Origin of the sequence: Mesorhizobium sp. Primo-A (genome assembly GCF_003997175.1) — a bacterium.
Lineage (GTDB): Bacteria > Pseudomonadota > Alphaproteobacteria > Rhizobiales > Rhizobiaceae > Mesorhizobium > Mesorhizobium ciceri.
The window spans coordinates 1-23,661 of the sequence record NZ_RZTG01000027.1 but is presented as its reverse complement, the minus strand read 5'-3'; the positions used below and the strand labels follow the sequence as shown (position 1 = coordinate 23,661).

The following is a 23,661-nucleotide window of genomic DNA, read 5'->3' as shown; positions in this document are numbered from 1 at the left end:
TGGATCTCCGCCTCCTCGCCATTATCAGAGCTGGGAGCGAAACCTGCTCGCAAAGTAGTCGGTGACCTTTTCGCTTAGCGGACGCGCTTGCCATTCTTCCAGACTGACCTGCCTTGATCGCTTCAGGTCCTCGTTGAAAACGTCTATTTGCGTCCGCGCGAATTCCAAGCCGTAGACGTTCAGACTGGCCTCATCGTTGAGGCGCAAGGATCGCTCATCCAGATTAGCCGAGCCAAAGCTCACCCAGACATCGTCGACGATCAAAAGCTTGGGATGGTACATTGTGGGTTGAAACTCAAAGATGCGCACACCGGCCTTGAGCAATTCGCCCCAGAAAAAGCGCGAGCCCTTTCGCACCACAGGCACATCCGTGAGCCAATTGGGAACGATGACATCGACCGAGACGCCTCGCTTCCTTGCATCAAGAATCTGCTGCAGCGCGATGTCGTCCGGCACGAAGTAGGCCATGCCGATGCGCAGATGATCCTTGGCCGCGGCTATTGCCGCCAACATCATCAGCTCCATGTTCTCCGAGCCGTTTGGCTGCGAAGAAAGTATCAACTGCGCATCGAGACCGCCAGCGGCCGCAACTGCAGGGTAGAACTTCCCGCCCTGCAATGTCTCGCCGGTCGTCTCAAGCCAGTTTTCGGCGAACGCCGCCTGGAATGCGGGCACGGCTGGTCCTTCGATCCGGTAATGGGTGTCGCGCCATTCATTTGAGTTGCGTGCGTTCCCGCGCCAATCATCGGCAATGCCGACCCCGCCGGTGAAAGCGATCCGGCCATCAACGATCAGCAGCTTGCGATGAGTTCGGTTGTTTACACGGTCCAACGTATACCAGCGTAGCGGCCGATAGCGTTCGAACCGCACACCTGCCGTCGTCATGATGCGGATCAGGTCCTCGTCGAAGGGAAGGCTGCCAACCCAGTCGACGTTCACGCGGACTTCCACGCCTTCGCGGGCCTTCGTCGCCAATGCGATCGCGAACTCGTAGCCGATGGCTCCTGACCAATAAATATACGTTTCCATGTTGACGCTGGATCGAGCCGCCCCGATTGCTTGCAGCATTGAGGGAAATATTTCGTCTCCGTTGACGAGAGTTTGGACCGCGTTGGAACCGAACATCTGCCCTTGCGAATAGCTGCTCATCGTCTTGGAAAATTGGGGATCCGTAGCGTCGAACCGGTGGGGGACGATAGATCGTAGAACGCGCGGCTGCGGAGTGAGGTTTATGATCAACACCGTGAGCAGGCTGCCGATGGCGGCAATGGCCAGATAGATGAGCACCTTTCGCCAAGGCGCAATGCGGGAGGTCTTCTTGCGGGCGCCTGACGCAACGGGACCGAAAGGCTGCACGTCAATCGCCCTGTTGCTGGCGATGGCGATGTTTTTCGATCTCCTCGGGCTCTTCATCGTCGATCCGGGTGATGTTTGAAGCCGCGTGATCTGACCGCAGGATCTCGTCCAGCTTGGCATGGATCGCTTGAGTGTCGCGGTGCTCCGCACGCTGGATGAACAGCGTCATCGCCCAGGTGAACAATGTTGCGGCTCCATGCCAATCCAAGCTCTGTCGCTCGAAAATCATCCAAAGAATTGCGTAGGCCAACAAGACCAGGAACGCAGCGGGACGGGAAGTCAGTGTGCCGATTGAGGTAAGGGCGCTGGTGATCGGATGATTTGCCATTCCAGAGAACTCGCGGCAGTCCCCCTGGTTCCGGCGAGACATCATACCGCCCCGCCGTGCCTGCAGTGGATTTGGGTCGGCCGCTTGAGTACATCGCCTCTGGCCGATCGTTACTTTCGATCGAGCACCTTTCGGACCTTCTCGGCCAGCTCGTCGATCGTGTAGGGTTTGGTCAAAAGCTCCGTTCCAAAATCGAGCGTGCCATTGTGAACAATCGCGTTTCGCGTGTAGCCGGTGGTGTAGAGCACCTTTAGTGACGGGTGCGATGTCCTGACCTTGTCCACCAGTTCGCGGCCTGACATTTCCGGCATGACCACATCGGTGAACAGAAGCGAAGGCACATGCCCGCTCTCCACGGCGGCAAGTGCATCTCGTGGCCCCGACATTTCCAGGACGGAATAGCCCAGTTCTCGCAGCGCTTCTGCGGCCATCAGGCGTACACGATCTTCATCCTCGACGATCATGATGACCTCGTCTGAATGTCCCGGATGCTCGCCCGCCAAGGCGGCGGCCGGGCTGTCGGGAATGCCGCCATGCGACCGCGGTAGATAGATCTTCAAGGTGGTTCCGACACCGAGTTCGGAATAGATCTTGACGCTGCCGCCGGACTGACGAACAAACCCATACACTTGGCTAAGTCCCAATCCGGTACCCTTGCCGACTCCCTTTGTGGTGAAGAACGGATCGAAGGCTCTTGCCAGCACGTCCGCAGTCATGCCCGTTCCGGAATCGGTGACCGCTATCATCACATACTGGCCCGAGGAGATCGCGTTTTCTCTCGCATACCGATCGTCAATATGGGCGTTAGACGTTTCAATCGTGAGCTTTCCGCCGCCGGGCATGGCATCGCGTGCGTTGACGCAAAGGTTGAGCAATGCGCTTTCCAATTGCCCTGCATCGGCCTCCACATGCCATAGCCCAGCGGCGAGCACCGTCTCGATTGCTATGGTCTCTCCAAGCGTTCGGCTCAGCAGTTCGCTCATGCCGGAGACGAGTCGATTAGGATTCAGGCGCGTCGGTGCCAAGGGCTGCTGGCGAGAGAAGGCAAGCAGCCGCTTGGTAAGTTCCGCAGCGCGTTGTGCCCCATCGATTGCACCGGTGACGAAGTGGTTCACGTTCGTGTCGCCGTTTCGGAGCTTGCGCTGCACGAGATTCAAACCGCCAATGATGACAGCCAGCATATTGTTGAAGTCGTGGGCGATGCCACCGGTAAGCTGTCCCACGGCCTCCATCTTCTGCGCCTGGCGCAGGTGCTCTTCTGCTCGGACGCGTTCGGCAACTTCCTCAGCCACACGCTGCTCAAGAGTGGCGTTGAGCGTCTGCAGCGCTTTGAACAGTCGGGAGTTGTCGATTGCCGTGGCGGCATGACCGGCCAGCCCCAGCAAGGCTGTCTCATGCTCTGCGGCAAAGACACCGCAACCGGAATGTCCGAAGAACAGCCCACCCAGCACTTCGCCCGATCGCGAAATGACCGGCACGGCAAGATAGGATCGCACGGGAAGATGGCCTTCCGGCATTCCCTTCCTCGGCGAATTTTTTCCATAGCGCACATCCATGAGGATATCATCGGAACGCACCACGCCCGTCCCGCGAAAAGTAGGCTCGAACACGGCCGTGTTGCGTGGCATGGGAAAATTTTCGAAAGCGGAGCGTGGCGCTCCCGACAGGGCGTAGAGCACATAGCTGTCCCCCGTGTCATCGAGGACATTGTAGAAAAAAGCTCCGAATTGCGCGCCTGACAGCGCGACGCCAGCGTCGGTGACAATCTGGACAATGCGCTCCACGTCCAGCTCGGCTGCCACGGCGGCGGCAGTCGCATTCATCATCTGAAGCTGGTTCTCCACCCGCTTTCGCGCGGTAATATCCATGACGGTGCCGATGAAACGCACCGCGCGTCCGGACCGGAAAAGAGATTCGCCCGTTGCAGCTATCCAACGCTCCTTTCCGTCGCGCAGCCCGATCGTCCGATATTCGATGTCGTAGCGGGAAGACTCGCCCGGCGCGAGCGCCCGGCGTACGGCCTCATCCGCCCGTTCACGGTCTTCTGGATGGAGACCGGCCAGGAACGCGCTCTCATATGTCACCTCCGCCTCAGGTGGCAGACCGAAGAGAGCTTTGCATCGGTCGTCCCAACGCAGCACCCTTGTGATGGGATCATAGTCCCACGTTCCGATAGCGGCCGCATCGGTCGCTAGCCTTAGCCGCTCCTCGCTCGCTCGGGCAGCCTGTTCCGAGCGGACGCGCTCGATGTGAGCCCATGACCGCTCTGTCACCTCCGCCAGCAAGGACAGTTCGCGCTGCGACCAGACGCGGCGCTGCGTGTCGTGAACGGCCATTAGCGCAGCCAGCCGGCCTTGCTTGACCAAGGGCATGCAGATCGTTGCCGTTATGCCGATGTCCTGAAAGGTCTTTGCTTCCTCGGGCGCAATTTCCTCGAGATTGTCGTTGATGACGAGCGGCCGATTGGCGGTCAGATTGCCAACAGCGAGGCGACCGAAATCGGCAAGACTGTAGTATCCCCTGATGCTAGGCGAGCCAGGAGCGCTCCAGTCGCCGCGAATGGTGAAGTGGTCCTGGTCCGGCTCCATGTCAGCGTAGGCGCAAATCGAAACGCCTAGATGTTCGCCAAGTAGACGGGTGGTGACCTCCATGACAGCGTCGGCATCTGTCGCCGGGGATATCTCTCTGCCGAGGCGATCCAGAAAGGCCAGGCGCTCGGCATTTTCACGCAGGGCCTTCTCCGCACGAAGCCGTTCAATTGCGGTGCGCGTCCGGTCAGCCACTTCCGAAACCAGAGCAACCTCGGCCGGCGTCCAGTGTCTTGGCTCGGAGTGATTGAGGTACAATAACGCAACCAACCCGCCGCGCTCCGTAACCGGCATGTTGATGACGGATTGGGCGCTGATTGCTTTGAGAGCCTCGGCATGGTCGTGGGTTCGCGGGTCTGTCTCGGCATTCTCGAAGACGACCGTCTCGCCTCGTTTCAAATCATCGACATAGGAGCCGTAGTCCCTGAAGTTCAGAGTTCCGGCCAGACTTCGGATTCCCGGCGCGTTCCAGTCTCTGTCGATGACTATCGTTTCTTTCTTGAGATCGATCGTGCCATATCCGGCTCGACTGATGCCAAAATGCTTCCCAAGCAATTCCGCTGCCGCAAATGCCAGTTCGGCAGGATCATCGATCTCCCGAATCCTGTCACCCAACCCCGCCAGAAGCTGGAAGCGCTGCACTTCAGACGAACGTTCGCGTGACGTGACTCCCATTTCGCCCCCGGTTGGTCGGACTAGATAATGCCGTCAGTCGCGAAGAGTTCCAGGCGCCGGACAACAGGTCGGGGCTAGGCCGCCGACGCATTGCGAAGAAACTTGCGTCACGACAGCCAAGGACAACTCCATATGCGCCCTCAACGGGCGAACGACGCGCCGTGCATCATAGTTTAATGACACCTGCTGGGCTGTGCCGCATAAAGCCATTGTCAGCGGCTGTGTAACGGGCGCCGCTGCTTGGGAGCAATCCCACTGTAGCCGAATAGGAGCGCCTGATGCTTAGCCGACCAACCCGCACGAATACGGAAGCTCTCTACCCCAGTGACCTGAACATCCTTCGCGACGCGTTCGACGCGCTGTGCCAGGAATTTGCTATCTTGCCCGACACGGCGGCGGCCAACGCCGTAGCGAGAGAGCTGATCAGGTTGTTTGAAACAGGAATGACGGAAGCGGCCACACTGATGATCGCCGTGCGCGCACGTTGGCAAGGCGACTGGGAGATGGGAGGCAGCAATGCTGCCTGAGGTTTGATGATCAAGCGCAATCAACCCGCTGCATCCTTTTCGACACCGCCGCGTTGAGCGTCAAACCTGCCAGAAATGTCCGATGCGCTGGCACAATGACTGGAGCGACCGATGCCGAAATTCCGCTTCGAGTTTATCGAAGGCATGGCCCAGCCTGCAATCTTTGCCGATATGGCTGATCGAGATGAGGCTGTCAGAGAGGCGAAGCGTGCAGCCAAGGAGGCCATGCTCGACGGAATTGTCGATGGCGTGGACCCGACCAGTTGGGTGACGAAGGTTTACGACGAAGCAGGCTATCTCGTCGCCACTCTCGGATTCCAGGATCTGGTCGCCGCGCCCAGGGATACGGAAGAGTTCAAGGAAACAGAGGAGCCAGGCGTCTTGCGATCGGGTTGAAGCCGGTTTCTCCGCTGTCGCCCTCGAGCCAGATGTTGCGGCCGCCGGGCAGATCACGCCGTGAACCCGAAAAAGACCGTTTCTGGCTGGTGCGGACAGCCTTTTTGTTTAATCTCCGAAAGACGCGCAGAGGCTGCAACACGGCTTCAGCCCACCTCGACGCTCTCGAGACGGGCGCGCGGGAGTTGAGATGCGATGCATAGAGACGCCTTCACCCCATCAGAACTTGCCCTGCTCAGTCGCGTCTTCGCACGCAGCAAAATCAAAAACGAAACCGCAACCGAGAAGGAGCGGCGCGCATCACGTATTCTGGCTTACTACCAGGCTGGGGTCACGGATGAGGATGAGCTAGAACTGCTTTCTCGCCAACCGCTCGGAAGGTGACGATTAGTCTTCCTTCTTCAGAGCTTCCGCCTCGTCTTTGAGCTTCGGCCAATCGGCGCCATGCCTGCGAAGCAGCGTTCGTGCCTGCTTGGGGTCAATTTCCGTGAGCTCGACCAGATGTTCGACCTCAAGGTCCTGGCCCTTCGCAACCCGGCTTGCCTCGTTCGCTTTTCGTTGCATCTCGACGACCCTCTGCTGAGACAACATGAACGAGCGCTGAGAGTGCGCGTTCCAGAACTTCATACAAAAATCGCGACATCGATTAAATCAGTCGGATTGCGCCACTGAGGCGGGCATGCCCTTCTGCTGCGGCTTTCCGATTTGTCCAATGTGGAGAACCCGAGCTGGTCGCAAATGGCGGCGGCATCTTCGTGCGTCAGTCCGGCCACGCGGCATTCGGTTTCGTCGCCGCTCCGTTTGGTGTGCCGGCGTTCGGCAGCATTCTGTCGCAGCAAGTCCTATCGCACGTTATCTCATCAGCTTGATCTGAAGCGAGATGCTCAGCCTCAGAATCCTGTCGCCATTTTCGTTCCGCACTTCAACAAATACTTGCTGCCCGTCCACCTCGGTCAGTGCATCTCTCGTAAGGTCGATAAGGCCTTCGAAGCCTACGCGGCGCACCTCCTCCAGACCGGCACATTCGATGCCGATTTCGTCCTGGATGACCACATCGTGATCGCCACTATCAAAGAAAAATCGTGCCATCCGAAAGCTTCCGTCACCACTAAGCTGCGGGGTTCCTTTGGTGCAGGTACGTCGTTTCGAAATCACCTGCACGAGTGAGGCCGGGCCAATCAAGAGCCTGCACCCTTGGGCCTGTGGTGGCGATGAGGCCTCTACGTCGAAGTTCCTGAAGCATTCGGTTGACGTGGACTGTAGACAAGCCCAATGCATCGCCAAGTGCTGCCTGGGTAATGGGAAGATCCGCGACGTGATCCTGGATGCGTCCAACCGAGCGCAAGCGAAAGATCAGTTCGCACAAGATGTGAGCCATGCGCGTATAGGCCTCGCGTCGTCCCACATTCGTAACCCATTCCCTGTAAATCGCTGCATCGATCAGCGTCGAGCGCCAAAAAGCCGTGGCGATTCGGGGATGCTGTTCGCAAATGGCGCGAAGAGCGTCATGTCGCATGAAGCCCAGTCTGGCTGCTGTCAGGGTCGTGAAATTGCAATCCATGACCGACAGATGCAGTCCGTGCAGATCGGGAATGTCCCCAGCCACAAAGAAGGATGTAATCTGCCGTTTGCCATCGCCGGTAAGTTTGGTGGAACCGAGCAGGCCATCCAAAACCACGAACGAATTGACAGGGCGGTCACCCTCACGCACCAGGTCGTAATTGGCAAGAAAATCCTTCTCCTGAATTTGGATGTCTTTCAAAACATCAATATCGCCCTCTCGGAGATCCGAGATGCTCTGGAGCTTGCGGATAAGTACATCCGAGGATGAAGTGGGTGACAAAGTGGCTACCTAGCTGATGTTGGTTATCGAACTTGCATCCGCGTCAAAAGTTCCGGATAGCCGTAACGAGGCGCCGGACTGCTGGTCGGGAACTGGGAATTCAGGATGCCGAGGCAGGTCCTTGGCCGGGACTTCATTGCACGGGGCACAGGAGTGCTGCACACCCATAATCGAGCCCCTCGAGCAGCGCATTAACCTATGACATAGGCTGCGCTCGCAATGGTCGCTGCGACATCACATGAGGTGGTTGATCCGCCAAGGCCTGACGCTGCAACCTCACCTATGAGGGCCAGATGGCTCCGGCCAGGCATCAGGCAAAAGGCGTCTCACCTGAAGCGAGAAATCCGGCCTTGCAAATGGGCATCTCAACGAGCCCGCTTGAGGTCCGGCCGCGCAATGTCGCCACACGGTTGACGAGCGGCTATCTATTGGCGTCACTCATGGTTCATCAGGCGTCTCCAAAATCCGGCCTGGTGGGGAATCGAACTTTCTGCCGATCAGCGGGCTTTCGGATATGTCCGTCGGAAACGATGTGGAGAAATTGATGCGGAACCTTATACTGGCCTTCGCAGCACTTGCCCTACCCGCGTGCCAATCGGCTCCTGAACCGCTGCAATCCGCCGCTATCGAACCTGCTGCCATTCCCTCCCAATCCGCCTTGGATCCTGCCGTTGTTCCCCCCGGCCCGGCAATAATGGATCAATCCGTGGCAATCATTCCTCCTTCAAAGGGCGTTCCAACAAAGTACGCTGCTTTTTCGGGCAATTGGGTCGGGCGATTGGAAGGCACATATGAAGGTAAACTGTCTGTTCAATCTGTTTCTTCAAACGGAAAGGTGACCGTAACCTACGCATGGGGAATTCTGAGCGATGACAATCCGGGTGAGGCCGCGGGCGAAGGAAAAATTGTAGGGAATACGTTGAAGCTGGGGCGCCTCCCGAATGGCGCGGACGTCAGTTTTAGGATGATGCCCGACGGCACGCTGTCCGCAACCCATACGCTCGCCGGCCAGACCTATACGGGCATGTTCATCAGGCAGTGATCAAAGAAGATACGGCCGCGTTCCCGCGGTTTTTGATCCGAGCATCCCGCGCCCTTGGACCATCTCCCATAGCGGCCCTTGAAATGCCAGTCCCTGGCGTCATAGCCGCTACGTTCGAGGACCGTGGCGGCCCCGGACCGAAGCATTTCCTCAACATGGAGGTCAGGAGACCCGCCTGACCGCCCACGTCCCAAAACACACCACCGATGCCAATCCCCATTAATTCTGAGGGGCTGCGGGGCGTTTCGGCGCGGCTTGCACGGGGTTCGCGCAGGTTCTGTTGGGACCCGGTTTGCGTACGTTATCGAAGGTGTGCGGTGTTGGTTCGCCCCAGGTGGACCTGCTTTGCACCGCCTGCGACAGTCCCTAGCGAATGGCGCTATCCTCGCTGCCGCGAATCGGACGCGGGCTTTTTTCTTGTTTCGTGAAACGAAAGGTCATTCCGCAAGTTGGCTTCCCAAAGGAGGAACCCAATGAAAAAGGATGGCGATGGCCGAGTCGAAAAGGGCAATCAGCAATTGCTTGCCCGACGTCTGTCTGAAGAAGTCGGTATTTCAGAGCCGGATGCGCGCGGTCTGATCAAGCTTATCGGCACGGATTGGAATTCGCTGCTTCGTGAAGCCCGATTTCTGAAAGAGAGGCACTAGAACGCTTCTGCCGGTCACATGATCTCGACTGAAAATATTATTGCTCTCGCGGCGGTAGTTTCTGGGCGCCGCCGGCTGTGAGCGAAGAACATGCTTCCGCCCCATCGGAGGGTGTCATGACTGCTCCCGCTACCACGCGCCTTTAGAAGGCAGCGTCGACGACAAAACCCGTGTGATGTGGCTGCTGCACTCCGGAGCGCACTTCGAAGAAGCCACTTTAAAGACATGCTACGGGGTAGAGGCTGTTGAGCCGCGCACCTTATGGCTGGATCATCTCATTGCCAGAACAGGACCGTCCAAGGGAACTGCTGCAGGTGGCGCCTGGTGGGATATTGTCACTGGCATCCGACGAAGGCTAGTGGGTCATACCTCGGCCGGGCCCGCACTATTGGTCCGTCCATGGCGCGGCCTTCTTGGGAGAAGAGATTGACCCGTGGGTACGGGTTGGCTCACGCGCGACTGTGTCGCGTAGCGTCGCAGGCGGACCGAAGCGATGGCGCGATGAAGAGGCGCAGGCCAACCGCCGTTGATCTTCAGGCCGTAAGCCCGGCCCCACACCTCAAACGTTGAAGCCGTTCGCTCGGCACTCGACGCCGTGCCCGTCAGAGGCGTGAGCCTTGACCGTGGGTTCATCTGCAGTGACTGGCAAAGGTAAGATCATCCGAGCCGGCGCCGCATCCCTCCATACAGCTTGCGGCTTGCTCAACTGCGACTGATTTATGCCGATCGTCGGCGCGTTGCGATGGCACCTCGTAGGAAGGGTCTGCCCGGATAACCGGCTCCAGATCGTGGGGGAAGTTCGGCGCATGGACAGGCAGTGCTTCGGCCGAATTGTCGCCCTTTTGAGCCATCGCTGGAAGGATTTCAGCGATCTCGACCAGGATTTCCTTGAGCAGATGTCTCATCTGCGCGCCCGCCCTGCGGCCCCTTGCTATGGCGATCAAACTTGCTGACGTAGCCAATGTTCCCGCTTGAGCTGAATGGCGCGCGCTCTGCCGGCAAAGATCGAAGGAGCGGCTTGACGCGACGGGCCTCGTCCCTCTCGCCTGCATGATCGATATTGGAAAGTCGAAATTTGAACGGACTGTTGCCTGCCTTCGCCGGAGCGTTGGATGATCCGATCACGGCATGTGCCTGACCCCCGACTTGCCTCGCGCAGCTTCTTCCCTGGCTGCTGTCTGCCTCTGACGGGGTCGACGGGAACAAAGGCTCGATCATCCGGTTTGGAACCATCCCGTTAAGCACAGGACGAAAGTGCAGCCTGGCGGATGAGATACGGCAGCCGGATTGCTCATGGCTGCTTCGATCTGCATTCGGCAGCCGAGACTGAGCCCAAATGCCTGCAGGAGACTTCGTATGAGCGAAGCACGACACAGCGAAGGCAATGAGGTGACTTCGATTGCGGGCACGTCGCCCTTCGCCAGTTTTTTCATGGCTGGCTTTGAGTGCTCGTCGCACCGGCGCAAGGACGGCGTCCGCCTCGATCTTATCCGTGCGACCTCGCACTATTTGCACGCCCTGGGCGACTACCGCCGTTGCGCCGAACTCGGTCTTCGTACCGTCCGCGACGGGTTGCGCTGGCACCTCATCGAAACCGCTCCTGGAAACTATGACTGGTCAAGCTGGACGCCGATGGTCGAAGCAGCGCAATCGGCAGGTGTCCAGGTCATCTGGGACATCTTCCACTACGGATGTCCAGACCACGTTGATCAAGGGTCGATGCATTTCATCGATGCCTATGCCTCGTTCGCTGCAGAAGCTGTGAGGGTTCATCGTTCAATCGCCGGTACAGCGCCTTTGTTGTGCCCGATCAACGAAATCTCGTTTTTCGCCTGGGCTGTTGAGGTTGGCTATTTCCCGCGCGTTGGCCCGAAGAAGCGGGGATGGTTCAAGAGGCACCTCGTGAGAGCTGCAATAGCTGGCGTTCGCGCGATGCGCGAGGTCGATCCCGCTTGCAGATTTGTCTGGGCCGAGCCGCTTATCCACATTGCCCCTCGCGACCGGACGCGGACCGAACGGCGTCGGGCCGAAAATGCCCGTCTCGGACAGTTCGAAGCTTACGACATGCTGCTGGGCCGGGCAGAGCCCGAGTTGGGGGGCAGCGACGATGTTGTCGATGTCGTTGGCCTGAATTTCTATCCGCACAATCAGTGGTACCTCAACGGGCCGACGATTCCCATGGGGCACCACGAGTACCGTGCCCTATCCGAGATGCTGATCGAGGTCGCGCATCGATATGGCAAGTCGATGTTCATCGCCGAGACCGGCTCCGAGGGATCAGGCGGGGCGGCGTGGCTCCATTATGTCTGCGACGAGGTGCGTGCCGCAATTGACCTCGAAGCGCCGATCGAAGGTATTTGCCTATACCCGATAACCGCCTATCCGGGCTGGGACAATTCGCGGCATGCGGAGGTGGGATTGTTTTCGGTCGTCCAGGCGGACGGCAGTCGGCACGTCCGCAAGCCCATCGCGCAGGAATTGGCCCGCCAGCGAGCTTTGTTCGCGGCGAACCTGACGCGTTAATACATGAGCGGCACGAGGGATGTTGCGAGCGCCTGTCGGCGCCGCCTTGCCACGCTCGATGCTCCCAGGTACGTCCGGGTGGCGAGCTACAGCGCCCCTTCGGCCAACGACGCCTTCCCCGCGCTCGCCCATTCCGGGACGCTCTTCTGGATGCGGGCGAAGGTTGCCAGGGCCTGCCCGACCACCTGATCCATGTTGTAGTAGCGGTAGGTTGCCAGGCGACCGACAAACCACACGTCGGGACAGGTTGCGCCAAGCGCTTCGTAGCGCTTGAAGAGCTCTTCGTTTTCGGCCCGCGGCACCGGATAGTACGGGTCCCCGATATCGGTAGGATATTCGTAGGTCAGACTGGTCCGCGCGTTCTGCTGGCCGGTCAGATGTTTGTACTCGGTGATGCGGGTGTAATCTTCCGTCTGGGGATAGTTGACGACGGCAACCGGCTGAAACTGCTCTTGGTCGAGGGTGACGTGCTCGAAGCGGAGCGAACGATAAGGAAGACGCCCCAGCCGCCAGCCGAAGTACTCGTCGATCGGGCCGGTATAGATCAGGCGGTTGAACGGTATCTCGTCACGAATTTCGCGGAAGTCGGTCTGCAGCATGATCTTGATGTTCGGATGGTCGAGCATGCGCTCGAACATCCTCGTGTATCCGCCGGCAGGCATCTTCTGGAAGCTGTCGCTGAAATATCGGTCATCGCGGTTGGTCCTGGTCGGCACTCGTGCCGTCACCGATTTGCTCAGCTGGTTCGGATCGACGCCCCATTGCTTTCTGGTGTAGCCACGGAAGAATTTTTCGTAGAGTTCGCGTCCCACGGTGCTGACGACAACATCCTCGGCCGTTCGCACGTCCTCTACCGTTTCGCGTCGCGACGCGAAGAACTCCTCCAACTGTGCAGAATTCAGTTCGAGGCCATAAAGGCGGTTTATCGTGTCGAGATTGATCGGGATGGGGAGCAGTATCCCATCCACCGCCGCCAGAACCCTATGCTCGTATGTGCGCCATTGGGTGAACTGCGAGAGGTAGTCCACGATCGACTGGCTGTTGGTGTGAAAAATATGTGGCCCATAGCGGTGGATGAGGATGCCGGCTTCATTATAGCAATCATAGGCGTTGCCGCCGACATGGCTGCGGCGATCGACCAAGAGAACGCTTTCATGACGCTGCGAGGCTATTCTTTCGGCAAGCACGCTGCCGGCAAACCCCGCGCCGACGATCAGCCAATCGAACATGGCTATGCGCTCCTGCGCAACGGGACGACCTTCTTGCGTCGGTAGGCGCCCTCAATGTGAGCGGCCATGGCCGTCCATGTTCTTTCCCACGACATGTCAGCCAGATAGGCATCGACTTGCGGCAGCAGCATCTCACGCGGTCGCAAAAGCATGGAGCGCAGCTTGCTCTCCAAGTCGTCACTGTCGGCGATTTCCACCAGTCCAGCAGCGCCGTAGCTGCGCACGACGTCAACGATCGCCGTCGAGATTACGGGCAGGCCCGCAGCCAGGAACTCTGGCGTCTTGGTTGGGCTGATGAACCGGGTCGCCTCGTTGAGTGCAAACGGCATCCAGCCGGCATCCCAATGGCGCAGATAATCGGGCAGGTCGCAGTAGGCCTTGGCACCCAACCAATGCAGGTTGTCGGCCTTCGGCAGGATTGCAGGATCGATTTTGACCACGGGGCCAATCATGACGAAATGCACGTCCGGCATCGTCCGCGCCGCTAGCGCCACGAGTCCGGCGTCCAGCCGCTCGTCGATGACGCCGAAATACCCCACCCTCGGGTGAGGAATGCCGGCCTGATCGGCTGGGTCCTTTCCTGGCAGCCTTGCCTTGTGAAAATGTTTCACGTCGATGCTGCTCGGAAAGGGGTAAATAGCCTGATGCAGGCGGCGCTTGGTCTCGAACAGGCTCAGGCCACCGGTGAAAACGAGATCGGCGCGGCGCAGAAGTGCCTTTTCCATCTGCGCCAGTTCGGGCGGCGCATTCTTGAAAGCGGAGAGTTCGTCCATGCAGTCGTAGACGCATATGTCTGGGTCAAGAAACTCCGTGAAGCGGAGAGCCATCGGCGTGTAATACCAGGCGATCAGCCGGCTGTGCGGCATAGAAGCTATGATCTGCTGAACAAACCTCCGCTGCACGGCATCTGATTTCGCGGCCGACGCGCCGAGCGGCAGCACTGGTGTCACGATCAGGATGTTTGGCGATGCCTCGCTCGTCCGCATCTGCGGCTGTGGCAGTTCTTCGAAAACAGGCTCCTCAAAGTAGACCACTCTCTGCTGCTCTGATGCGAGGGTGAGGATATGCTGCGGCCGTTGATGAACGAAATTCCATCGCAAGTGGGAGAAGCAAACCAGTAGATTTTCCCTGCCAGTGTGTTTACTGGCGGATACCCTGCCCAAGGCTGCTTCCATTGAGATGTTCCTTCCCGTAATCTTTAGTTTATGTTACGACTAACATTTGTTAAGCGCGGATCGAGGAGAAATAGACTTCGATGCCAGGTCCTAACTTTCCAGCGCGTGAGTTGTTCCAAGGTGAAGTGAAGAGCTCTCGGTCACCGCTCGGATGACGAATGCGACCATATTTCCGCGAAGCTGAGAACGCTCGCCGCGCATCGCCGGGCTTTGAAAGCGTGAGCGACGGCGGAATGTCGGTGGAGAACGGACCTGCCGTATTTGCGTTGAAGTCGCTGGCTATAAAATGTGCAGGACATCAAGTTGATTCGCCCGCATCGCTGGCGAGTCCGTGCCAGGCGAATTCCGGGGCTGATATGAAGATCGACTTTGCGACCAACGTTTTTCCGCTGTTTCATCCGCAAAGCGTGGATGATCTCAAGGACCCTTGCCCCGTCTTTGATGGCAGCCTGTGGCACGTCTTCGGCTCGAGCGGCACGGTGACCACCGAGACGTGGACGATACTGCACGCCACGGCGCCGGACCTTTATGGGCCGTGGACCGAGCATCAGTCGATCGAGCTTCCAATCAATGGGAGTGGTGTTGCGGCTCCGGGGGTCATCCACGAAAGCGGCGTCTTTCACATGTTCATCCAGACCGAGTTCATGAAGTCTGGCGGCCGCTGCGAGCATGCGGTTTCCAATGACGGGTTCCAGTGGGTGGTTCTTAGCCCCGCAATCCTCGCGATCCCGGACACGGAGGAAGATGGCATTTACGATCCGCATCCCGCACTTATTGGCGGCAAGCGCTACCTCGTCTATTCCGCCATGCCAAAATTCACCAGGGTGCCGCAGCCCGACATCTATCTCGCACGCAGCCAATCCGACTCATGGTTCGGTCCCTGGAAGCGGATCGGCAAGATCCTCGACCACAATGATGTGCCTCACCACAACACAAGAGAGGATCCCGACTATGAATGGGGCATTGAGGGCGCACAACTGGTCGAATTGCCGGACGGTCGCGTGCTTCTCAATGCCACTTGCTTTCTGCCCAATGGCCTTCGCGGGAACCGGCAACGCGTGTTTTTTGCCATCGCGGATAACGTTGCTGGACCTTACGTCTCGATCGGCCCGGTGCTGGAACCAGGCCAGCCGGGAGAGAACGGCCACTCGACAGTGATGATCGAAGGCAGCCAGCTTTCACTGTTTTATCAGAGCCGGGTCGCCACGACTGATCATCGGTGGCGCTACGGCTTGGCCAGATGTGACGTCGCTCTGCTTTCCAGGGTCGCGTGATCCGGTCGGCGCCACTCGTACCGACTGCATCAACGAACTGGACGGCTCGCATTGCGAATAAGCGTCCGTGGCTCGAGACATTCCCGCGGAAAACTGCCGGAATTAAGTGTTCCTCGCACGGAACAATGCATCAGAGCTGAGGTTCGGCTGACTTCCAACCAGGAGTCAGCCATGTATTACACCGACAAGAAATTGCAGTACCCGGTTCGTGTGGAAACGCCCAATCCAGTCTTTGCCCGTGCCTTGCAGCAGGCCATCGGCGGAGTAGAAGGCGAGATCCGCGTGGCCTTGCAGTATTTCTTCCAGGCATGGGGATGCCGCGGGCCGGCCAAATACCGCGACCTGTTGTTGAACACGGCGACCGAGGAGCTCGGCCATATCGAAATGCTGGCGACTGCGGTCGCCCTCAATCTTGAGGGTGCACCACTTTCGCTGCAGGAGGACATCTCGTCGGACACGGTCGGCGGCTCGGTCCTCAACGGGATGAACTTCCGCCATATCTTGTCGACCGGCCTGGCCGCACTGCCTGAAAACGCCAACGGCGTTCCCTTCAATGCTTCGCATGTCTATGCCAGCGGCAATCTTGCCGCGGATATGGTCGCAAACGTCACCGCGGAAGGAAGCGGCCGCGTGCTTGCGACCCGCCTGTACAACATGACCAGCGATCCCGGCATGAAGGACATGCTGTCCTTCCTTATTGCGCGCGACACCATGCACCAACAGCAGTGGCTCGCGGCAATCGAAGATATGGGCGGACTGAACGCGTCTCTGCCGGTCCCCAACTCCTTCCCGCAGGAAAAGGAGCATCAGGACGTATCCTATGCCTTCATCAATTGCTTCGTCGAAGGTGTCGAACCAGCGCAGGGACGTTGGAGCGAAGGACCGTCGATGGACGGCAAGGGCGAGTTCTCCCTGGTCGCCGGTTCGCCAATGGGCGAGGAGCCCATCCTGTCGCCGCCTCGGCCAAGTTCCGGCGCCCAGAGCGAGCAGATGATCGACAGGCGGGCAGCCGAATAGGCAAAGATAGCAATGCCGGAGGCAGCCGGCACTCGGCTGTCTCCTGCTAGCGGCTCCTGCGGAGTCGGGCGCACCCGGTGGTACCGAGCAACTGGCGCTCCGCACGAGGGATAGCGCGACCCATTGGTGACTGGTGCGTGCCTGACGAAGCTCTCCATTTCCGCTTCGACATAAATGCTTCACCTAGGGAACATCGCCGGCTCCGCGAAGTTGGACAGCCACGGAGGACGTGCACATGAACAGTGTCATCTATCTTATCGGCGTTATCGTTGTCGTGCTGGCGGTCCTCTCCTTCCTCGGTCTTCACTAGGTGGCCCCATGCAGCATGAAAACGATCAGGGCGGACAGCCCACCGATTTCGACAAGACGAAAAGCGACGTTTCCGAAAGGCTTCGCCAGGAAAATGAGCGTGCCAGCGAGTTGCTTCACGACGCGCGTGATACGGTGACCCGCAAGGCTGGCGACTATGCATCTGAAGCCAGGGAGGTCATCTCCGACAAGGCGCAGGAAGCGCAGCGCGACATCGGATCGAGCCTGGCGGCGCTGGGCGGCGCACTGCGCGCGGCCAGTGACCACCTGGCCAACAACGATGAAAGGAACGCATCGAAGTTCGCATTGGATGCTGCCGGTGGCCTGGAGCGGCTTTCATCGTCATTGAAACAGAAGCCGTTCGGCCAGGTCCTGGAGGACGTGCAGTCCTTTGGCCGGCAAAATCCCGGTGTCCTGCTTGCCGGATCGGTATTGGCCGGATTGGCTCTCGGGCGGTTCATCAAGGCCTCGCCGCCGGCGGGTCCAGAATTTCAGGATGCGCCGGGAGACCTCAAATCCCACACCGATCAGGCACAGGGTTGGTCCGCTGATCGGTCGCAGGATTCGGGCGTCGTCGGCGATGATGGGGCCATGCAGAGCACGGAGCAGGACAGATGAACACCCAGGACAACCCAAGCCTTGCCGGGCTGATCACCGACTTGGCCCAGAATGTCACCACTTTGGTGCAAACCGAGGCCAGGCTGTTTCGGGCCGAGCTTTCTGAAAAGCTTGCCAAAGCCGGAGCAGGTGCCGCGGAAGTGCTGGGCGGCGCGATCTGCTTGCTCGCCGCGCTAATGGTGTTGCTGCAGGCACTCGTTATTGCACTGACGCGGGCAGGACTTGGCGCGGGGTGGTCTTCCCTGCTGGTCGGCGTGGTCGTGGCGGCCCTCGGCATTATCCTGCTGCGGACCGGGACGGCCAGCATGGCGCCTTCGGAACTTACCCCCGACCGCACCCAGGAACAGCTCAAGCGCGACGCGAGCGTGATCAAGGAACAAGTGAGATGACTGAGAAATCCGCAGCCGAACTTGAACGCGAGGCCGAGGCAGCCCGTGCGCGGGTGATGGAGACCGCCGAATCCATTCGAGGCAGGATGACGCCGGGACAATTGCTCGATGAGTTCACCGGGCTGTTCTCGGGAGGGGAGAGTTCGGCCATGCTCGCCAACCTCAGAACGCAGGTCCGAGACAATCCTTTGCCGGTCACTATGGTGGGCGCGGGTCTGGCTTGGCTGATGTTCGGCAGTGGTACCGCAGACACCGCCCGCGGTTCGGCTGGCTACTCAATGCCCTCGGCGCCGGGACGACATGATGAACGGGAACGTGGAGGCTTGGGCAGCACGCTTTCCGATGCCGCCGCATCGCTGTCATCGGCTGCCACCAGCGTCGGCGATACCGTTTCCAGCGCTGCAAGCAGCGCCGCCGAGGGTTTGACGGGCACCACGGCCACTGCAAGATCGGTGACCGGCGACATGGCGGCGAAAGCCGCCCGCTCCGCGCAAGATCTGTTGGAGAACCAGCCCTTGGCCATAGCGGCCGCGGGTCTCGCCATCGGCGCCGCCATAGGTGCAATGCTGCCCCACACCGCAACGGAGGATGAGCAGCTAGGCGCCTATGGCGACAAGCTTCGCGATACCGCCGAAACCATGCTCGACAGGGGTCTCGACGAGGCCAAGCAGGTCGCCGCCGAAGCCTATGAGACCATCAAGCAGGAAGCTGGCCGGCAACATATGGAAGCAGACACGATCGCCGATCAGCTCGGCGAGATCGTGAAGTCCACAGCAGACAAGACCGAGCATGCCGTGCGTGAACGGATATCCGATCCGTCTCAGCATCAAAGCTAGATGATCCTGGATCGGCGATAGTCGGTCTCTTCCACACAGGGTCGGCGTTGTCCGTCAAACGGTGAACCGCTCAATCATTTCAGAGCGTAGAGGTAGGCCGCGATATCGCGCGCCTGCTGCTCCGAAATTCGGGTCGATGGCATGGCCGTGCGCGGATTGATTTCCCTGGCAGACCGTATCCAGCGGATCAGGTTCTCTGGATTGTTGGCCAGCCCGCCGCCGATAAAGGTGCGGTCAGCAAGACTGGCGTCGAGGCGTGGACCGACCTGCCCTTGCGCGCCCGGCACGCCCGAAATCGTATGGCAGCCGGAACAACCATTCGCAGTCATGATCGGCATGGCGCGCGCAATGTCACCTCCCGTGGCCGCCTCCGCCTCGTGGCGGATGCGCGCCGCCTGATCGGACCACCAGGTCATTCCGGCCACGCCCGCAACGAGCAGCACCAGCGCGACGCTGGCGCCGGCAAGCAGCTTAGACAAGCTCGTAGGCATGCGCAGCCTCCCCCCTTCCGCTCGCCTTGATCCACAGCGCGGCCAGCAGCAGCGCTGCGCCGCCATAGATCAGTCCAGCGGGAACCCACATCACCAGCCCGGCAAGTTGCTGGTCTTCCAGGGGGCTCAAATTCCATAGTGCCGCACCCACCGCGTTCTGCGGGTACCAGAGCCGCGGCGAGAGCAGCAGGAGCACGCCAAGCAGGCCAGTGTGCAGCGAGGTGACGAAAAGATGCATCACTGCGGTCCCATAGGCATGCTGGCGGCCGGGACGCGGCAAGAGTACCCACCAGAACAGCAGCCCTGTTCCGAAGAAGCTCGCGTGCTGTGCATAGTGCATCACGCCGCGTTCGAGCGCGGCCTCGAACAACGCCGGAAGGTGCCAGATCCATATGGCCAGGCCGTGGGCAATGGTCGCGCTGAGCGGTCGAGTTACGAAAGACCAAACCGCATTCAGCCATCTGCCGTGCGCGGCCATTCCAAGAATGCGCCGGACCCCGGCGGGATATCCCCACATCAAGGCCGCAGCCGGGCTGGCGGAGACCAGCAGCGGCGCCGCCACGGCCATCAGCAGTTCATGCTCGATCATATGCGCCGCAAAGATCTGCTCACCGAGTGCATGAATCGGGCTGACCAACGCGGCCGTCAACACGCCCCATCCGGCCGTGAACAGCAGAGCCTGGCGCAGCCGCAAAGTCCTGCCGCGGCTGCTGCGCCGCCAAAGCCGGCCAGCTCCAACGACATATATCAGGGCAAGCACGGCAAGTGGCAGGGTGATGGGCAGCGCGAGCGTCCACCCGGCCTCGGGTGCGCCGGCGCCGTAGCAGATGGAAGTAGAGAACAGCCCGTCCAGATTCATCGCAGGCACTCATCCAGGATCAGCGCCGCGCTGCCTTGCATGAGGATCACAAGCGCAAACAGCAACGCCGACAGCATGCCGAGATTGGCGACGAAGCGCTCTGTGGCGCGCGTACGCTTCGGCTTGAATGCGGCACCGCCTCGCCGCTTCGCCCGCCACGACAGCGCCCCGCCGAGCAGCGACAACAAGACGAGCAGCAGCGCCACGGGAAGCACGACCGGCACCTGGCGATTGCATTGCCAGGGCACCAGCGCATAATTCAGCTGTGTCGAGACCGCCCACGCCAGCGGCCCTGACAGAAGACCACCCCAAGACGTTCCCAGGCGTAATGCACGCATCTCAGCCTAGCCTCGGCACCCAGTAGATGAGCAGATAGATCGGAATCCAGGTCAGGACCACGAAGTCCCAGTAGAAGACATTGTCGCCGACATCGCCGAAGCGACGGCCGCTATAGCCGTGGCGCGTGAACATCAGCACAGTCAGCACGATGGTGTCGCCGACATCGGTGATGAGATGGGTGGTGTGCAGCCCGAGCAGCACCCAGAGCATCGATCCATAGGCATTGGTGTCCCAATAGATGTTGAGGGCCGGGAATTCGAACCAGCGCACGACGAGCGGAGCGATGCCGAGCAGCGACATGACCATCAGCCCGATCCGCACCGGCACCATCGAACATTGCTTGGCATAGCGGTGGAGGATGTGGTTAGGCACAAGGCTGACGATGAACAAAATGGTGACGATCGTTCCGGGCCAATGGTTCGGGCGCGGTGCGCTGAGCGGCCAGTCTGGCCATGACTGCGCAAGGTAGAGATAAGCGCCGGCCGCCAGCGCGAAGCCCGTGCCTTCCAGCGCCATGAAACCCAGCGTGCCCCACCAGGTCGGGCTGCGCGGACCGTGCCCGAAGGTGGGCAGGCCAGAAAGATCGGCGGCGGCGCGCTGCTTCATTCCTCGTCCTCCGGATCGCCCTTGGGCCAGAACCATCCGATCAACGTGATGGCGATTGGCGCGGCGCCCCAGACGATCGCCCAGGGCGTGAAGATTGAATAGAGAAACGTGCCGCCGACGGCCAGCGCCGCTAAAAGCGGCCAGATCGAAGGGGCGGCCGATTTCTCGCGAATGTCGGGATGAGCTTCGGCCACGGTCGAGATGAGGAGTTCGCGCGCGTCGACGCGGAGCCCGGTCGCTACAGGGAGCGCCTCGCGCTCGGCCCAGAGCGGCTCGATATGAGTGACGATGGGAATGCGTGCGAAATTATAGCTCGGCGGCGGCGAGGATGTTGCCCACTCCAAGGTTCCTGCGTCCCAAGGATTGTTGCCGGCCGAGGTGCCTTTCAACGCGCCATGCACAAGGTTGAAGGTGAACAGGACAAAGCTCAGGAAGAAGAGTAACGCCCCAGCCGAGATGAAAAGGTTGATGTTGCCCCAGCCAAGCTCGGCCGGATAGGTGTAGACACGTCGTGGCATGCCCCACAGGCCGACCAGATGCATCGGGAAAAAGGCTGCATTGAACCCGATGAAGGCCAGCCAGAAATGCCACCGCCCGAGGCGTTCGCTCATCATGCGGCCGGTGACCTTCGGGAACCAGAAATAAGCCGCGCCAAGCAGCGGGAACACCGAGCCGCCGATCAGCACGTAATGGAAATGGGCGACGACGAAATAGGTGTCGTGGACCTGAAGATCCAACGGCACTGAGGCGAGCATCACGCCCGTCAGCCCGCCGATGACGAAGATGAAGAAAAAGCCGAAGACGAACAGCAACGGAGTTCGGATCACCGGTCTGCCGTCCCATAATGTTGCCAGCCAGCAGAAGATCTGTACGCCGTTCGGGATGGCGATCATCATGCTGGATGCGGTGAAGAAGCTGGCGCCAAGCTTTGGCAGGCCGGTGGCGAACATGTGATGGACCCAAAGCCCGAACGAAAGGAAGCCGACCGCGATCAGCGACAGGACCAGCCCGAGATGACCGAATGTCGGTCGCCTGGCGAAAACAGGAATGATCGAGGACACCATGCCCGTCGCCGGCAGGAAGATGATGTAAACTTCCGGATGGCCGAAGAACCAGAAGAGGTGTTGGAACAGCAGAGCATCCCCACCTTCGGCCGGGTTGAAGATGTGCGTGCCAACCAGCCGGTCAAGGATCAGGAAAGTCGAGGTGATCATCACCGCCGGCATCGCGAAGACGACGACGAAGGAAGTGACCAGCATCGCCCAGACATAGAGCGGGATCTTGTCCAGCGACATGCCGGGGGCTCGCTGCTTGAAGACCGTGACGATGGTCGCCACCGCGACGGCCAGTGACGACACTTCGGTATAGGTGATCATCTGCGCCCAGACGTCAGCCCGCTTGCCCGGTGCGAATTCGGGGCCGGACAGCGGTACGTAGGCGAACCAGCCCACATCAGGGGCCATGTTGAGGGCGAAGGACACCCAGGCGAAAGCGCCGCCCGAGACGTAGACCCAGTAGCTGAACGCGTTCAGGCGCGGAAACGCGATGTTGCGGGTGCCGACCATCAGCGGCACCAGGTAGATCCCGGTCGCCTGCATGATGGGCACGGCGAACAGAAACATCATCGTAACGCCATGCATGGTGAACAGCTGATTGTAGAGGTCGGGCCCGATCAGCCCGCGTTGCGGTCCAGAAAGCTGGATGCGCATGACGACAGCGTTGAGGCCGCCAAGACCAAGGAACACGAAAGCGGTGATCAAATAGCGTCGTGCGATCACCTTGTGATCGACGCTCGACAAGGCTCCGACGATGCCGGATGGCGTCCGCCAGGTGCGCTCGAGCCAGCGATGCAGGCCGGCATCATCCATGCCGGTGTCGCGCGGTCCGTCATGCTCGGGCGCGATGTCGCCTTTTGCAGATACCTTGCGCTCCGGCGGCAGGTCGCGTTGGCTTGTGAGATCCGCGCTGCTCATTTCAGACCCTCGAGATAGGCGACCACGGCATTGAGCTCATCGCCGCTGAGCTCCACCACCGGCATGTGGGAGCCGGGCTTGATGCCTTGCGGGTCGGCTATCCAGGCGGCGAGATTGCCGCGGCTCATCGTCAAGGTCCCGGCAGCGAGCGTCTGCCGGCTGGCTATGTGGGTGAGATCGGGAGCCACCGTTCCGCCGGCCGGCGTCCCCCCGATCCTGTGACACATCACGCAGGGGCGTTTGAGGAACAGGTCCGCACCGACCTTGGCTTCGCCGCTCGCCGGCGCGCCGGCCGGCTGCAACTGGTCGTTCAGCCAGGCATCGAATTTCGGGCGCGGCTCGGCGATGATCAAGGTGCCCATGTTGGCGTGCTGCGCACCGCAGAATTCAGCGCATTGACCACGGTAGACGCCTGGCTTGTCCGCCTTGATATCCAGGACGTTCATGTGGCCCGGGATAAGGTCGAGCTTGCCGGCCAAGCTTGGGATCCAGAAGGAATGGATCACATCGGTCGAGGTCAAAAGCAGCCGCACCGGCTCGCCGGCAGGGATATGAATCTCGTTTGCCGTCGTCAGGATGCGGCTCGGCGTAGCATCCTCGTAGCGCACCTCCCACCACCAC

At 60.0% G+C, this 23,661-nt stretch carries 25 protein-coding genes; 10 read left to right on the top strand and 15 right to left on the bottom strand.

The genetic code is table 11. From position 1 onward, the window contains the following. Positions 1-24 precede the first annotated feature (24 nt). The 3 genes from EOC83_RS31165 to EOC83_RS31155 all read right to left on the bottom strand — a co-directional run bounded on the left by EOC83_RS31165 (position 25) and on the right by EOC83_RS31155 (position 4,947). Positions 25-1,413: a phospholipase D-like domain-containing protein gene (locus EOC83_RS31165; RefSeq protein ID WP_082826786.1), complete on the bottom strand. Its 1,389-nt coding sequence runs from the start codon at positions 1,411-1,413 to the stop codon at positions 25-27. Further along, the gene (locus EOC83_RS31160; protein ID WP_027036398.1) at positions 1,358-1,684 is read right to left on the bottom strand and encodes a low affinity iron permease family protein; all 327 of its coding nucleotides are present in this window, start codon (positions 1,682-1,684) and stop codon (positions 1,358-1,360) included. Before EOC83_RS31160 ends, EOC83_RS31165 begins: the two co-directional genes overlap by 56 nt. A 110-nt stretch (positions 1,685-1,794) precedes the next feature. Continuing rightward, positions 1,795-4,947, bottom strand: coding sequence for a GAF domain-containing protein (locus EOC83_RS31155; protein WP_063170788.1), 3,153 nt, complete (start codon positions 4,945-4,947; stop codon positions 1,795-1,797). 278 nt (positions 4,948-5,225) lie between these two features. Between EOC83_RS31155 and EOC83_RS31150 the strand changes: the two genes are divergently transcribed. Both EOC83_RS31150 and EOC83_RS31145 read left to right on the top strand, forming a co-directional pair. Further along, the gene (locus tag EOC83_RS31150; protein ID WP_013525118.1) at positions 5,226-5,474 is read left to right on the top strand and encodes a hypothetical protein; all 249 of its coding nucleotides are present in this window, start codon (positions 5,226-5,228) and stop codon (positions 5,472-5,474) included. Positions 5,475-5,585: 111 nt separating this feature from the next. Further along, positions 5,586-5,870, top strand: a complete 285-nt coding sequence (locus EOC83_RS31145; RefSeq protein ID WP_027161872.1) for a hypothetical protein — start codon at positions 5,586-5,588, stop codon at positions 5,868-5,870. Positions 5,871-6,257: 387 nt separating this feature from the next. On the opposite strand, the gene EOC83_RS31135 is transcribed toward EOC83_RS31145, so the two are convergent. The 3 genes from EOC83_RS31135 to EOC83_RS31125 form a co-directional block, all read right to left on the bottom strand. After that, positions 6,258-6,497 carry a hypothetical protein gene (locus tag EOC83_RS31135; RefSeq protein WP_032899472.1) on the bottom strand — a complete coding sequence of 80 codons (240 nt, stop codon included), beginning with the start codon at positions 6,495-6,497 and terminating at the stop codon, positions 6,258-6,260. A gap of 225 nt (positions 6,498-6,722) precedes the next feature. Further along, on the bottom strand, positions 6,723-6,959 hold the full coding sequence (locus tag EOC83_RS31130; RefSeq protein ID WP_013525122.1) for a hypothetical protein: 237 nt from the start codon (positions 6,957-6,959) through the stop codon (positions 6,723-6,725). Between the two features lie 19 nt (positions 6,960-6,978). Further along, complete coding sequence (locus EOC83_RS31125) at positions 6,979-7,713, bottom strand: Crp/Fnr family transcriptional regulator (protein ID WP_013525123.1); 735 nt, start codon at positions 7,711-7,713, stop codon at positions 6,979-6,981. A 544-nt stretch (positions 7,714-8,257) separates the two neighbouring features. On the opposite strand from EOC83_RS31125, the gene EOC83_RS33450 reads away from it, so the two are divergent. Together EOC83_RS33450 and EOC83_RS31115 are read left to right on the top strand one after the other, a co-directional pair. Beyond that, complete coding sequence (locus EOC83_RS33450) at positions 8,258-8,755, top strand: hypothetical protein (protein ID WP_013525124.1); 498 nt, start codon at positions 8,258-8,260, stop codon at positions 8,753-8,755. Positions 8,756-9,228: 473 nt separating this feature from the next. After that, positions 9,229-9,402 carry a hypothetical protein gene (locus EOC83_RS31115; RefSeq protein WP_013525125.1) on the top strand — a complete coding sequence of 58 codons (174 nt, stop codon included), beginning with the start codon at positions 9,229-9,231 and terminating at the stop codon, positions 9,400-9,402. Between the two features lie 629 nt (positions 9,403-10,031). Here the strand turns inward: EOC83_RS31115 and EOC83_RS31105 are convergent. Continuing rightward, on the bottom strand, positions 10,032-10,307 hold the full coding sequence (locus EOC83_RS31105; RefSeq protein ID WP_082826808.1) for a hypothetical protein: 276 nt from the start codon (positions 10,305-10,307) through the stop codon (positions 10,032-10,034). A gap of 451 nt (positions 10,308-10,758) precedes the next feature. On the opposite strand from EOC83_RS31105, the gene EOC83_RS31100 reads away from it, so the two are divergent. Continuing rightward, positions 10,759-11,925: a hypothetical protein gene (locus EOC83_RS31100; protein WP_063170785.1), complete on the top strand. Its 1,167-nt coding sequence runs from the start codon at positions 10,759-10,761 to the stop codon at positions 11,923-11,925. Between the two features lie 86 nt (positions 11,926-12,011). Here EOC83_RS31100 and glf read toward each other — a convergent pair whose 3' ends face one another. Further along, positions 12,012-13,154 carry a UDP-galactopyranose mutase gene (gene glf / locus EOC83_RS31095; RefSeq protein WP_063170784.1) on the bottom strand — a complete coding sequence of 381 codons (1,143 nt, stop codon included), beginning with the start codon at positions 13,152-13,154 and terminating at the stop codon, positions 12,012-12,014. A 2-nt stretch (positions 13,155-13,156) separates the two neighbouring features. Beyond that, a complete protein-coding gene (locus EOC83_RS31090) occupies positions 13,157-14,329 on the bottom strand; it encodes a glycosyltransferase (protein ID WP_024504622.1) in 1,173 nt (390 codons plus the stop codon). Positions 14,330-14,487: 158 nt separating this feature from the next. Here EOC83_RS31090 and EOC83_RS31085 point away from each other — a divergent pair, with 158 nt between their 5' ends. The 5 genes from EOC83_RS31085 to EOC83_RS31065 all read left to right on the top strand — a co-directional run bounded on the left by EOC83_RS31085 (position 14,488) and on the right by EOC83_RS31065 (position 18,772). Next, positions 14,488-15,603, top strand: coding sequence for a hypothetical protein (locus tag EOC83_RS31085; RefSeq protein ID WP_164752036.1), 1,116 nt, complete (start codon positions 14,488-14,490; stop codon positions 15,601-15,603). A 171-nt stretch (positions 15,604-15,774) separates the two neighbouring features. Continuing rightward, positions 15,775-16,620: a manganese catalase family protein gene (locus EOC83_RS31080; RefSeq protein ID WP_063170783.1), complete on the top strand. Its 846-nt coding sequence runs from the start codon at positions 15,775-15,777 to the stop codon at positions 16,618-16,620. 318 nt (positions 16,621-16,938) lie between these two features. Further along, complete coding sequence (locus EOC83_RS31075; protein ID WP_063170782.1) at positions 16,939-17,547, top strand: DUF1206 domain-containing protein; 609 nt, start codon at positions 16,939-16,941, stop codon at positions 17,545-17,547. After that, positions 17,544-17,936: a phage holin family protein gene (locus tag EOC83_RS31070; protein ID WP_013525134.1), complete on the top strand. Its 393-nt coding sequence runs from the start codon at positions 17,544-17,546 to the stop codon at positions 17,934-17,936. The genes EOC83_RS31075 and EOC83_RS31070 overlap by 4 nt, the downstream gene beginning before the upstream one ends. 56 nt (positions 17,937-17,992) lie before the next feature. Next, on the top strand, positions 17,993-18,772 hold the full coding sequence (locus tag EOC83_RS31065) for a hypothetical protein (RefSeq protein ID WP_244514438.1): 780 nt from the start codon (positions 17,993-17,995) through the stop codon (positions 18,770-18,772). 74 nt (positions 18,773-18,846) lie between these two features. On the opposite strand, the gene EOC83_RS31060 is transcribed toward EOC83_RS31065, so the two are convergent. The 6 genes from EOC83_RS31060 to EOC83_RS31035 all read right to left on the bottom strand — a co-directional run. Continuing rightward, positions 18,847-19,263 carry a c-type cytochrome gene (locus EOC83_RS31060; protein ID WP_063170780.1) on the bottom strand — a complete coding sequence of 139 codons (417 nt, stop codon included), beginning with the start codon at positions 19,261-19,263 and terminating at the stop codon, positions 18,847-18,849. Continuing rightward, entirely contained in the window at positions 19,244-20,122 is an 879-nt protein-coding gene (locus EOC83_RS31055) for a cytochrome c oxidase assembly protein (protein ID WP_063170779.1), read from the bottom strand. Before EOC83_RS31055 ends, EOC83_RS31060 begins: the two co-directional genes overlap by 20 nt. Further along, a complete protein-coding gene (locus tag EOC83_RS31050) occupies positions 20,119-20,460 on the bottom strand; it encodes a hypothetical protein (RefSeq protein WP_063170778.1) in 342 nt (113 codons plus the stop codon). The genes EOC83_RS31055 and EOC83_RS31050 overlap by 4 nt, the downstream gene beginning before the upstream one ends. 1 nt (position 20,461) lies before the next feature. Continuing rightward, complete coding sequence (locus EOC83_RS31045; RefSeq protein ID WP_013525139.1) at positions 20,462-21,067, bottom strand: cytochrome c oxidase subunit 3; 606 nt, start codon at positions 21,065-21,067, stop codon at positions 20,462-20,464. Next, positions 21,064-23,040: a cytochrome c oxidase subunit I gene (gene ctaD, locus EOC83_RS31040; protein ID WP_082826784.1), complete on the bottom strand. Its 1,977-nt coding sequence runs from the start codon at positions 23,038-23,040 to the stop codon at positions 21,064-21,066. Before ctaD ends, EOC83_RS31045 begins: the two co-directional genes overlap by 4 nt. After that, positions 23,037-23,661 (bottom strand): c-type cytochrome (locus EOC83_RS31035; RefSeq protein WP_127326020.1); only part of this gene is annotated, 625 nt, incomplete at its 5' end. The genes EOC83_RS31035 and ctaD, both read right to left, overlap by 4 nt.